Consider the following 13019-nt stretch of genomic DNA (forward strand, 5'->3'; position numbering starts at 1 on the left):
ATTTTAAATTGTTAAATAGGGTGGCAACGCGTAGACCACGTCCCTTGTCGGGGATGTGGTCTTTTTTTATTATTTTTTTCACGTGAGTTACCCATATTATATATATTTCATTTGGGAAAGGATGAAGGTTACATGTTAGACATTCGTTTATTTAGAAATGAACCTGAGAAAGTTAAGAGCAAAATTGAATTAAGAGGCGACGATCCTAAAGTTGTTGACCAAGTTTTAGAATTAGATGAACAACGCCGTGAATTGATCAGTAAAACTGAAGAAAGGAAGGCGAAAAGAAATAAAGTGAGTGAAGAAATCGCTCAAAAAAAACGTAACAAAGAAAATGCTGATGATGTTATTGCAGAAATGCGTAACTTAGGTGACGAAATTAAAGACATCGATACTCAACTTAATGACGTTGATAATAAAATAAGAGACATTTTAATTCGTATCCCTAACTTAATTAATGATGACGTACCTCAAGGTGCTTCTGATGAAGAAAATGTTGAATTAAAAAAATGGGGCACCCCTCGTGAATTTGACTTCGAACCAAAAGCACACTGGAATTTAGTTGAAGAATTAAAAATGGCAGACTTTGAACGTGCTGCGAAAATATCAGGTGCTCGTTTCGTATACCTTACTAAAGATGGTGCATTATTAGAACGTGCCTTAATGAACTACATGTTAACTAAACATACAACGCAACATGGTTACACTGAAATGATGACACCTCAATTAGTTAATGCTGATACAATGTTTGGTACAGGCCAATTACCTAAATTCGAAGAAGATTTATTTAAAGTTGAAAAAGAAGGTCTATACACGATTCCAACTGCTGAAGTACCTTTAACAAACTTCTACAGAGATGAAATTATTCAACCAGGTGTACTTCCAGAATTATTTACAGCTCAAACTGCATGTTTCCGTAGTGAAGCAGGATCAGCTGGTAGAGATACAAGAGGATTAATTCGTTTACACCAATTTGATAAAGTTGAAATGGTTCGTATTGTAGAGCCTGAAGATTCTTGGAATGCTTTAGAAGAAATGACACAAAATGCTGAAGCTATCTTAGAAGAGTTAGGCTTACCTTATCGTCGTGTAATCTTATGTACTCGTGACATTGGTTTCAGTGCTAGTAAAACATATGACTTAGAAGTTTGGTTACCAAGTTACAATGATTATAAAGAAATTAGTTCTTGTTCAAACTGTACTGATTTCCAAGCACGTCGTGCAAATATTCGCTTCAAACGTGATACTTCTTCTAAACTGGAATTAGTACATACATTAAATGGTAGTGGTTTAGCTGTTGGTCGTACATTCGCAGCTATCGTTGAAAACTATCAAAACGAGGATGGCACAATCACAATTCCTGAAGCATTAGTACCATTCATGGGTGGTAAAACTAAAATTGAAAAACCAATTAAATAATGTGATTTAAATACACAAGTGAGTAGATTGGAATCTTTAAGATTCTTGTCTACTCTTTTTATTTAGAGGAATAGATCTTATCAAACAATAAGTTATACCACCTATTTAAGTTTAGAAAAGTTATTAGAATTTGAGACATGTTAGTTTTTGTAAAAGAAAGTCTAGAGTAATTCTTGAAATTCTGTATGTTTTAAAACGTTGTTAGGAAAGAAATATAATTGAGATGTTTGTCTAACCGAATACAAACGGTAGTCTAAAACAAATGTATAATCTTAATAGTTACAACACGACAGTATTTATTTTTTAGCCATGTGACAATTTGAGTCTATTAAAATGTCTAGGTGTTGGAAATACTTTTTTTAATTATAAGCGTGATTGCTATGATGCTACTTTTTAGAATAGTACTGCCTTCATAATGTAGCATTATAATATTTACAATGATAAATGCATGTTTAAGTATATTGAAAGTAAAAAAGGAGATATATTAAGAAATCAATGTTTGATTTCATTATAGCTCCCTTTTTAAGCAATGATATTTAAAAATCTATTTTACATATACTAATGTTAATTTGATGCATATGCAGAAAGTGGATAATGATCTGAATAGTCGTTATATTTGTAAGTTTTACCCCAAGATTTTACTGACCATTCTGGTGACTTCACTTTGTGTGTATAATTATGCCATGAGCTTGGTTGCGCATGGTCTCGATCTAATAAAATATAATCTAAATGTTGAGGATCTAATTTAGGATAATTATATTTTGCAATACTGTTGCTTCGTGTATCCCAACTATATTCGTTACCTTCAAATTGTGTAGGTAATGAAATATTCAAGTTATCAGGCATTTGCTTGAACTCATCTGACCCTTTAATAACATTTAAATCACCGCCGATATATACAGGTTCATTTTTAGGAATATTTTTATCTTTAATAAATTGTTTAATTTCATTCATTTGACTCTGTCTAATAGTTTGATCTTTTCCTTTAAGACATGTTGGATCTTCAGCTTGAAGGTGAGTACCGATAATATGTTGATATTTACCATTTTTATTAATTTTAATGTACGCAAAGCCTTTATTACTTAGCTTGTCAGCGCCACAACCATTTTTGTAAATATGTTGTTCTTGTTCAACAATTGGCCATTTACTTACAATACCAACACCACCGCTTACTTTTTTAATTTTTCTATAAGAACCAGATGTTTTTTGCCAACCTTCTGTGCCTTTACCAACAATAGGTGTTTGATAAGGATATTGTGATTGTAAGTTTGTTAAAAGTCGATTTGATGCTTTTTTATCAAATAATTCATTAAAAATTACGACATCTTGACCTTGTATATAATCAGCTTTTGAAATTAAATCAGCGCGCTGAGATTGTCCCCAATTGGGATATATTGCTGTAGGTAAGAAATAAACGTTATGTGTAGTAATTTTAAGGCTGTTTTCAGGACTGCGTTCACTTGCATATGTAACTGTCAAAAATACTAAGAATAAACTACTTAATATGCATAAAGTAGTTAAGATACATTTACGTTGCCAATTCAATTTTATTACACCTCATTTCATTTGATGGTGTGATTATATCAAACAAAATTAAGTTGTTTTTGAAAATTACTATATCTAAATAAAATTTTAATAATAAATTAAAAATTTAAGGATGATTTTTTAAAATTGAATGTATTCAATAGAAAGTGTCATTTTTATATTGATTCAAAATTTTATATTTAAAAATTTTTTAGTTTAACAGGATAGGGGATATGAAAAACGAAATTGACTTTAAATATTCAGAAGGAAGTCTAAAAAAAGAAACAAAATTCTGAAATCTTAAAATGATCATTATAATGGCTTTTTATACATCTGCTTGTCTGACCTCACACATACCGATTTATAATAATATTGAATGTCATTATGAAATATATTAGACTAACTTTATTATTTTACAAGGGAGAATGGGGCTGATGAAATGACTCACCTTACTTTTAAACAAGGTGTGAGGGAGTGTATTCCTACATTATTTGGATATGCAGGCGTAGGATTATCCTTTGGAATTGTTGCAGCCTCACAAAAGTTCAGCCTTCTAGAAATTATGTTACTATGTCTCATTATTTACGCAGGTGCAGCTCAATTTATCGTTTGTACGTTAATGATGGCAGGTACACCTACATCAGCAATCGTGCTTACGACACTTATCGTTAACTCTCGAATGTTTCTACTAAGTATGACCTTAGCGCCTAATTATAAAAAGTATGGATTCTGGAATAGGGTAGGGCTTGGGACATTATTAACAGATGAAACTTTTGGAGTAGCAATAATGCCATACGTTAAAGGCGAAAAGATTAATGATCGATGGCTTCATGGATTAAATATTACTGCCTACCTATTTTGGACTGTTTCTTGTGTGGCTGGTGCACTTTTCGGCAAATATATTACAAATCCAGATGCCCTTGGTCTCGACTTTGCCATCACTGCAATGTTTATTTTCTTAGGTATATCTCAATTTGAAACAATTAAAAAATCTAGGTTTCGAATATACACTGTATTAATTGTATGCGTTATTGTAATGATGCTTCTTTTAAGTTTAGTCATGCACTCATATGTCGCAATATTAATAGCCGCAACAGTAGCTGCAACATTAGGGGTGGTGATGGAAAGATGATGACTGATTTACATACATTGATACTCATCATTTTATGTGGAATTGTGACGTTACTCGTTCAAATTATTCCATTTGTCATGATATCTAAAGTAAACTTGCCAGCAACCGTAATTAAGTGGCTTTCTTATATTCCTATCACGCTATTTACCGCGCTTATCATTGATGGGGTAATTCAACAATATAATCATACATTTGGATACACGCTTAATTTGTCATATGTTATTGCAATCATACATACCAACTGTAATTCTCGCCATTTTTACACGCAGTCTCACTGTGACAATAATCAGAGGTATCACTATAATCGCTTGTTTACGTTTAGTCTTTTAACCTTTGAAAATAACAGCAAATCATTGAAGTTGTAGAAAAAGTTAGTTAATATTAAAATAATTAGAAAATTTAGACTATTCAAGCCAGAAACTAATATCTACATCACTATAAAACTAAATTGATGAAATCTTATTTTGAGAAGCTGAGGGAACTGGCCCAGGGATGGTTCAGCAACTGACTAATGATGATAGCACGGTGCTACAACCAACGAGTAACTCGAATGATAATTACTAGATTGCTTCTTACTTATTCATCTGAGTAGGAAGCTTTATTAGTAAGAGGGGGTAGTGATAATGATGACCAATTATAAAGTACATACGTTAGAATTAGGTGCATTTACAACTGAATCAGGTGAAATCATCAACAATTTAAAACTACGTTATGTGCATGTAGGATACACAGGTCAACCTCTAGTAGTTGTTTGTCATGCGTTAACCGGCAATCATTTAACATATGGAACAGATAATCATCATGGTTGGTGGTGTGAAATTATTGATGGTGGCTACATTCCATGTCATGACTATCAATTTCTGACTTTTAATGTCATAGGAAGTCCATTTGGATCGAGTTCCAAAAAGATTGATCCTAAATTTCCAGAGCAACTAACTTTACGCGATAACGTTAAAGCAATAAAGAAAGGCATTCAAGCACTTGGCTATAGAAAGATTAATATTCTTATAGGAGGAAGTCTTGGAGGTATGCAAGTCATGGAAATGCTATATAATAATAAATTTCAAGTCGATAAAGCTATTATCCTTGCTGCCACAGATAAAATGTCATCTTATAGTCGAGCTTTTAATGAAATAGCACGCCAAGCTATTCACCTTGGTGGGAAAGAAGGTTTGAGTATCGCTCGTCAACTTGGCTTCTTAACGTATCGCTCCTCTAAAAGCTATGATCAAAGTTTTACACCTGATGAGGTTGTAAGTTATCAGCAACATCAAGGTAATAAATTTAAAGAATACTTCGATTTAAATTGTTATTTAACACTACTAGACGTCTTAGATAGTCACAATATTGATCGAGGAAGAGATGATGTAGATAAAGTCTTTCAATTTTTAGAAACCAAGGTGTTAACAATGTGCTTTATTGATGATTTACTCTATCCAGATGATCAAGTGAGAGCTGTCGGTGAAAGATTTAAATATCATCGTCATTTCTTTGTGCCTGACAATGTCGGACACGATGGTTTTTTACTTAACTTTAATGATTGGGCACCTAATTTGTATCATTTCTTAAATTTGAAGCAATTCCGACGAAAATAATTAAGGAGGAACACAGTTGCAAAGCGAGTGCTACTAGTTTATTGCTATGCATTAAAAGTAGCACTTTATTGTTAAATTTTGTTAAAGAGGTTAAAATAGAAATCATAGTCAAAAAGTATGGGAGTGGCGTGTGTGTTTTCAAAAATACAACCTAAAGCAACTATTTTAGCAATTATTTCATTAGTGATAGTCGCTTTAGTAACACATGTATTACCTGTTCTCGGCTTAATTTTATGTTTAATTGCAACGATTCCAGGAGTAGTAATTTGGAACTGTTCTATACAATCATTTGGAATTAGTGCATTAGTAACAGTTATTTTAACAACGTTATTAGGTAATACATTTGTCTTAAGTACGATGGTTTTACTATTAATTTTAAGTGCAATCACCGGACAATTACTTAAGGAAAAAGCATCAAAAGAAAGAATTTTATATGTTTCAACGACATCACTAAGTTTAATTTCACTTATTGGATGGATGTTATTACAAACATTCGAAAAAATTCCGAAAGCAGCCGTATTAATTAAGCCATTCAAAGATGAAATACATGATGTCATTTTATCTAGTGGATTAGATTCAAACTATAGACAGATTCTTGAGGAAAGTTTCCGACAAATGACGGTCCAACTCCCTAGTTATCTAATTATAGTCATTTTCCTTTTTATCTTAATTAATCTGATTATTACATTTCCAATCTTACGAAAATTTAAAGTAGCAACACCTATATTTAAACCTTTATTCGCATGGCAAATGAGCCGTACTTTATTATGGGTTTATCTTATAGTTCTTATATGTGTGATGTTTGCAAATGAACCAAGTATATTTCAAAGCATCGTTTTAAACTTTGAAGTTGTGTTATCATTAGTGATGTACATCCAAGGTTTAAGCGTCATTCATTTCTTTGGGAAAGCCAAAAAATGGCCAAGCTTCTTAACGATTATGTTAATGGTAGTGGGAACGCTCATTTCACCAGCAACTCATATCGTTGGTTTACTTGGAGTTATTGATTTATGTATTAATTTAAAACGAATGATAAAAAAATGATTATTAAATAGTGATTAGAGGTGGAAGAATGAACCGTCAATCCACTAAAAAAGCTTTGCTCATACCATTTATATTATTGGTACTCACTGCCATTGCGTTAGTCATCGTGTGGTTAATTTTTAACCAAATCGTCGCAGGTATTGCATCGGCAATTCTCCTCGTAATGATTATCGTTAGTGGCGTGTTAATGAGACAAGCGTTTCTCAAAATGGATAATTATGTGGATGATTTAAGTGGTCATATCTCGACAAGTAGTAATAAAGCAATCAAGCACTTGCCAATCGGGATGATAGTGTTAGATGAAGATAATCATATTGAGTGGATGAACCAGTTCGTGTCAGAACATATTGAAACAAATGTGATTTCTGAAAATGTTAATGAAGTCTTCCCTAACATATTAAAACAATTAGAGAAAGTTCAAGAAGTAGAAATAGAAAATAACAACTATTATTATCACGTTCGTTATTCAGAACATGAACATTGTTTATACTTCTTCGATATAACTGAAACTGTACATACTTATGAGTTGTATGAAGATTCTAAACCAATCATCGCAACGTTATTCTTAGATAACTACGATGAAATCACGCAAAATATGAACGATACACAACGTTCAGAAATTAATTCAATGGTGACACGTGTCATCAGTCGCTGGGCTCAAGAGTATAACATTTATTTCAAGCGTTATAATTCTGATCAGTTTGTCGCATATCTCAATCAAAAGATTTTAGAGGAACTTGAAGACTCTAACTTCGATATTTTAAGTCAATTAAGAGAGAAAAGTGTGGGTTATCGTGCACAATTAACACTAAGTATTGGTGTGGGTGAAGGTACTGAGAACCTTATTGATCTCGGTGATTTGTCACAATCTGGTTTAGACTTAGCGTTAGGTCGTGGTGGTGACCAAGTCGCAATTAAGAATATGAATGGTAACGTGAGATTCTATGGTGGTAAAACGGACCCTATGGAAAAGCGTACACGTGTACGTGCCCGTGTTATTTCTCATGCTTTGAAAGATATTCTTACTGAAGGCGACAAAGTCATTATTATGGGACATCAACGACCTGATTTGGATGCTGTTGGTGCAGCAATTGGGGTATCACGCTTTGCATCAATGAACAACCTAGAAGCCTTTATCGTTCTTAATGATTCTGATATCGATCCAACATTACGTCGAGTAATGGATGAAATTGATAAGAAACCTGAATTAAAAGAACGTTTCGTTACATCTGATGAGGCTTGGGATATGATGACATCTAAGACAACGGTTGTTGTCGTCGATACACATAAACCTGAAATGGTCTTAGATGAAAATGTTTTAAATAAAGCAAACCGTAAAGTGGTTATCGATCATCACAGACGTGGTGAAAGCTTTATTTCCAACCCATTATTGGTTTATATGGAACCATATGCAAGCTCAACTGCTGAGCTCGTAACAGAATTATTAGAATATCAACCAACTGAACAAAGACTCACGCGTTTAGAATCTACAGTGATGTATGCAGGTATTATAGTAGATACTAGAAACTTCACATTAAGAACAGGTTCAAGAACATTTGATGCAGCAAGCTATCTACGTGCGCATGGTGCAGACACAATATTAACTCAGCATTTCTTAAAAGATGATGTTGATACGTATATCAATCGTTCAGAATTGATGCGCACAGTTAAGATACAAGATCAAGGCGTAGCTATTGCACATGGTTCGGATGACAAAATCTATCATCCAGTTACGGTTGCACAAGCTGCTGATGAGTTGTTAAGTTTAGAAGGTATCGAAGCATCTTATGTCGTAGCTAAACGTGAAGATAACCTTATTGGTATCTCTGCACGTTCATTAGGTTCTATTAATGTTCAATTAACGATGGAAGCTTTAGGTGGTGGGGGTCACCTCACAAATGCTGCGACGCAAATTAAAGATGTCACAATAGATGAAGCTATTGAACAATTACAACAAGCAATTACAGAACAAATGAGTAGGAGTGAAGACGCATGAAAGTAATTTTCACACAAGACGTTAAGGGTAAAGGTAAAAAAGGCGAAGTTAAAGATGTGCCAGTAGGTTATGCAAATAACTTCTTACTAAAAAACAATTATGCTGTAGAGGCAACTCCTGGTAACTTAAAACAATTAGAACAACAAAATAAACGTGCAGCAGCAGATAGACAACAAGAAATAGATGATGCTAAAGCACTTAAAGAACGATTAGCTAACATTGAAGTTGAAGTATCAGCTAAAACAGGTGAAGGTGGCAAATTATTTGGTTCTGTTAGTACGAAACAAATTGCCGAAGCATTAAAAAAGCAACATGATATTAAAATCGACAAACGTAAAATGGATTTACCACAAGGTATTCGTGCTTTAGGTTATACAAACGTACCTGTTAAATTAGATAAAGAAGTTGAAGGTACAATTAGAGTTCATACAGTAGAACAATAATTTGTAACAAATAGAATGCAAGCAGATGATGACTGAATCCATCAACATCTGTTCAATATTAGAATGATTGACAAATAATGATATGAATATCATAAGTGTTTGTAACGTGATACAGTAAAAGTGATTAAAAAAGATGGATTGAAATAAGAGGTGTAAGTAAATCATGGATGGAATGTATGAGCAAAATCGAATGCCACATAGCAATGAAGCTGAACAATCTGTCTTAGGTGCCATTATTATAGATCCAGAACTCATTAACACAACTCAGGAAGTACTGCTTCCTGAGTCGTTTTATAGAGGTGCTCACCAACATATTTTCCGAGCAATGATGCATCTCAATGAAGACAACAAAGATATTGATGTTGTTACATTGATGGATCAGTTATCTAGTGAAGGAAATTTAAGCGAAGCTGGTGGTCCTCAATATCTTGCAGAACTATCGACAAGTGTTCCAACAACGCGTAATGTTCAATATTACACGGATATCGTATTTAAACATGCGCTCAAACGTAAATTGATTCAAACTGCCGATAGCATCGCGAATGATGGCTATAATGATGAATTAGAATTAGATACAATTTTAAGTGATGCCGAACGACGTATTCTTGAACTATCCTCTACACGCGAGAGTGATGGTTTTAAAGATATTAGAGATGTTCTAGGACAAGTATATGAAACTGCTGAAGAGCTCGATCAAAATAGTGGTCAAACACCTGGGATACCAACGGGTTATCGAGATCTTGACCAAATGACTGCAGGTTTCAACCGCAATGATTTAATTATTTTAGCGGCAAGGCCATCAGTAGGTAAGACTGCCTTCGCGCTTAATATTGCGCAAAAGGTAGCCACACATGAAGATATGTTTACCATAGGCATCTTCTCACTTGAGATGGGTGCTGATCAACTTGCTACACGTATGATTTGTAGTTCAGGTAACGTAGATTCTAACCGCTTAAGAACGGGTACAATGACAGAAGAAGACTGGAATCGCTTTACAATTGCAGTTGGTAAACTGTCTCGAACTAAAATATTCATAGACGATACACCAGGGATTCGTATTACCGATTTACGGTCTAAATGTCGACGTTTGAAACAAGAACATGGTCTCGACATGATAGTGATTGACTACCTCCAATTGATACAAGGAAGCGGTTCACGTCTTTCTGATAATCGTCAACAAGAAGTTTCTGAGATTTCACGTACCTTAAAGGCAATTGCACGTGAGTTAGAATGTTCAGTTATTGCACTGAGTCAGTTATCACGTGGTGTGGAACAACGTCAGGACAAACGTCCGATGATGAGTGATATTCGTGAATCTGGGTCAATTGAACAAGATGCTGATATCGTTGCCTTTTTATATCGTGATGATTATTATAATCGTGGTGAAGGTGATGAGGATGACGATGATGCAGGTTTTGAACCACAAACGAATGATGATAATGGAGAAATTGAAATCATCATTGCTAAACAACGTAATGGTCCAACTGGTACAGTGAAGCTTCACTTTATGAAACAATACAATAAATTTACCGACATTGATTATGCTCATGCAGAAATGTCATAAAAAATATTTTACGTACAATAAGCTGTAAATTTTGTTTATTGTACGGTTTTTATTTTGATTTCATCTTTGGAAAATATTTGAAGTATGTGTATGAATTTTGAAGAAAAGCGCTTTGAAATACTGTTATAATAATGTTTATAAGATCAAAAAATTAAAATCCTCTTCAAAAAATGATAAGCAATTCGACTATTTTTAATGTTCGATTTTTATTTGCAAATTCATAGGCATATTGGTAGAATATCTAATGGTTAATTGAGAAAAACTTGGAGGTGCTCTTATGTCATCAATCGTAGTAGTTGGGACACAATGGGGAGACGAAGGTAAAGGTAAAATCACAGACTTTTTAGCAGAACAAGCAGATGTGATTGCAAGATTTTCAGGCGGTAACAACGCAGGACACACCATTCAATTTGGTGGAGAAACATACAAGTTACACTTAGTACCATCAGGTACTTTTTATAAAGACAAATTAGCAGTCATCGGTAATGGTGTAGTATTAGATCCAGTCGCATTATTGAAAGAATTAGATGGATTAAATGAACGAGGTATTTCAACTGACAATTTACGCATCTCAAACCGTGCACAAGTCATTTTACCTTATCACCTAGCTCAAGACGAATATGAAGAACGTCGTCGTGGAGATAATAAAATCGGTACGACGAAAAAAGGTATCGGCCCGGCATACGTAGATAAAGCACAACGTATCGGTATTCGTATGGCGGACTTATTAGAAAAGGAAACATTCGAACGCCGACTCAAAGAAAATATTGAATATAAAAACGCATACTTTAAAGGTATGTTTAATGAAACTTGCCCAGCATTTGATGAAATCTTTGACGAATACTATGCAGCTGGTCAACGTTTAAAAGACTATGTGACAGATACAGCTAAAATTTTAGACGATGCAAATGTTGCTGATGAAAAGGTATTATTCGAAGGTGCACAAGGTGTGATGTTAGACATCGACCACGGTACATATCCATTCGTAACATCAAGTAACCCAGTGGCTGGTAACGTCACTGTTGGTACAGGTGTAGGTCCTACATCAGTGTCTAAAGTGATTGGTGTATGTAAATCGTATACATCTCGTGTTGGTGACGGTCCATTCCCTACTGAGCTCTTTGATGAAGACGGCCATCACATCAGAGAAGTTGGTCATGAATATGGTACAACAACTGGACGTCCACGCCGTGTAGGTTGGTTTGACTCAGTCGTATTACGTCATTCACGTCGTGTAAGTGGTATCACAGATCTTTCTATCAACTCAATCGATGTCTTAACAGGATTAGATACAGTTAAGATTTGTACTGCTTACGAATTAGATGGTGAAAAAATCACTGAATACCCAGCAAACCTAGATCAATTAAGACGTTGTAAACCTATCTTCGAAGAACTTCCAGGTTGGACTGAAGACATTACAGGTTGTCGTAGTTTAGAAGAACTTCCTGAAAATGCACGTAACTACTTAGAACGCATTTCAGAATTATGTGGCGTACACATTTCAATCTTCTCAGTTGGTCCTGACCGTGAACAAACAAACTTATTAGAACAACTGTGGTAAAGTAAGGCATGAGACAGGAAGCGAGACAGACATCTAACATGCTAATAGCTTTGATTTCATAGTCTCACACCGATAAAGAAGCGTAGATTTGTAAAAAGCTTAATCAAGCACAGTTTCAATTTAGTCATTGATTGTTAATATGTATGGGGAAAATGAGATAATCATTGTCTTATGCAAACTATCCTAAGAATCGCTTGTAATCCTTTAACAACTAGACCGATTTGTTTCTCAATAACAAATCGGTCTTTTTCACTGTTTATAGTTATAGAAGAAAAAGGTTCATTATTTATAATGAAGTACTATTAAACCATAATCATAGCAGGACTTCTAATGCTAAATTGCTTATACATTAACGCATTAAAAATATTGTTAAATTTATGTAAAAAATATCTTGTCATGAAAAGACGAGCTATGCTATAATCTATTTTGTGCTTAAGAACGGCTCCTTGGTCAAGCGGTTAAGACACTGCCCTTTCACGGCGGTAACACGGGTTCGAGTCCCGTAGGAGTCACCATGTTAGGTCCCGTAGTGTAGCGGTTAACACGCTTGCCTGTCACGCAGGAGATCGCGGGTTCGAGTCCCGTCGGGACCGTAATGCCTACCCAATAGGGTAGGCATTTTTTATGTTTACATTTACGCACTTTCACTGCAATGTAAGTTGATTCAACCCTGCACGCATCAATACGATCCCGATCACGAACATCTCACTTTCAACTAATCTCCACAACACTGCAATAAAA

9 protein-coding genes, 2 tRNA genes, 1 pseudogene, 1 riboswitch and 1 other annotated feature (1 of these 14 running past the window's edge) are annotated in these 13019 nt (G+C 34.5%); of the genes and pseudogenes, 11 read left to right on the plus strand and 1 reads right to left on the minus strand.

What is annotated here, in order from left to right:
• Positions 1 to 48 (plus strand) — a binding site (T-box leader); it begins 167 nt to the left of the window's first position.
• An 84-nt stretch (positions 49 to 132) separates the two neighbouring features.
• Positions 133 to 1419, plus strand: coding sequence for a serine--tRNA ligase (serS, locus tag DYE57_RS00045; RefSeq protein ID WP_115312437.1), 1287 nt, complete (start codon positions 133 to 135; stop codon positions 1417 to 1419).
• Positions 1420 to 1983: 564 nt separating this feature from the next.
• Here serS and sph read toward each other — a convergent pair.
• A complete protein-coding gene (gene sph, locus DYE57_RS00050; protein ID WP_115312438.1) occupies positions 1984 to 2964 on the minus strand; it encodes a sphingomyelin phosphodiesterase in 981 nt (326 codons plus the stop codon).
• A gap of 418 nt (positions 2965 to 3382) precedes the next feature.
• On the opposite strand from sph, the gene DYE57_RS00055 reads away from it, so the two are divergent.
• The 10 genes and pseudogenes from DYE57_RS00055 (at position 3383) to DYE57_RS00100 (ending at position 12871) form a co-directional block, all read left to right on the plus strand.
• Positions 3383 to 4075 (plus strand): AzlC family ABC transporter permease, encoded by a 693-nt coding sequence (locus DYE57_RS00055; RefSeq protein WP_115312439.1) that lies wholly within the window; start codon positions 3383 to 3385, stop codon positions 4073 to 4075.
• Positions 4072 to 4405 (plus strand): annotated as a pseudogene (locus DYE57_RS00060) (AzlD domain-containing protein). Before DYE57_RS00055 ends, DYE57_RS00060 begins: the two are co-directional and overlap by 4 nt.
• A 126-nt stretch (positions 4406 to 4531) precedes the next feature.
• A riboswitch (SAM riboswitch) is annotated at positions 4532 to 4635 on the plus strand.
• A gap of 66 nt (positions 4636 to 4701) precedes the next feature.
• A complete protein-coding gene (metX, locus tag DYE57_RS00065; RefSeq protein ID WP_115314096.1) occupies positions 4702 to 5670 on the plus strand; it encodes a homoserine O-acetyltransferase MetX in 969 nt (322 codons plus the stop codon).
• A gap of 117 nt (positions 5671 to 5787) precedes the next feature.
• A complete protein-coding gene (locus DYE57_RS00070) occupies positions 5788 to 6714 on the plus strand; it encodes a YybS family protein (protein ID WP_115312440.1) in 927 nt (308 codons plus the stop codon).
• Between the two features lie 28 nt (positions 6715 to 6742).
• Positions 6743 to 8710 carry a DHH family phosphoesterase gene (locus DYE57_RS00075; RefSeq protein ID WP_115312441.1) on the plus strand — a complete coding sequence of 656 codons (1968 nt, stop codon included), beginning with the start codon at positions 6743 to 6745 and terminating at the stop codon, positions 8708 to 8710.
• Positions 8707 to 9153 (plus strand): 50S ribosomal protein L9, encoded by a 447-nt coding sequence (gene rplI, locus DYE57_RS00080; RefSeq protein ID WP_115312442.1) that lies wholly within the window; start codon positions 8707 to 8709, stop codon positions 9151 to 9153. The genes DYE57_RS00075 and rplI overlap by 4 nt, the downstream gene beginning before the upstream one ends.
• A 163-nt stretch (positions 9154 to 9316) precedes the next feature.
• The gene (gene dnaB / locus DYE57_RS00085; RefSeq protein WP_115312443.1) at positions 9317 to 10717 is read left to right on the plus strand and encodes a replicative DNA helicase; all 1401 of its coding nucleotides are present in this window, start codon (positions 9317 to 9319) and stop codon (positions 10715 to 10717) included.
• A 277-nt stretch (positions 10718 to 10994) separates the two neighbouring features.
• Positions 10995 to 12278, plus strand: a complete 1284-nt coding sequence (locus tag DYE57_RS00090; RefSeq protein ID WP_115312444.1) for an adenylosuccinate synthase — start codon at positions 10995 to 10997, stop codon at positions 12276 to 12278.
• 440 nt (positions 12279 to 12718) lie between these two features.
• A tRNA-Glu gene (locus DYE57_RS00095) sits at positions 12719 to 12793 on the plus strand.
• Between the two features lie 5 nt (positions 12794 to 12798).
• Positions 12799 to 12871: transfer RNA gene (locus DYE57_RS00100), tRNA-Asp, on the plus strand.
• The last annotated feature ends 148 nt before the right edge of the window (positions 12872 to 13019 follow it).

The sequence above is a fragment of the Staphylococcus saccharolyticus genome (assembly GCF_900458815.1).
GTDB classification, from domain to species: Bacteria; Bacillota; Bacilli; order Staphylococcales; family Staphylococcaceae; genus Staphylococcus; species Staphylococcus saccharolyticus.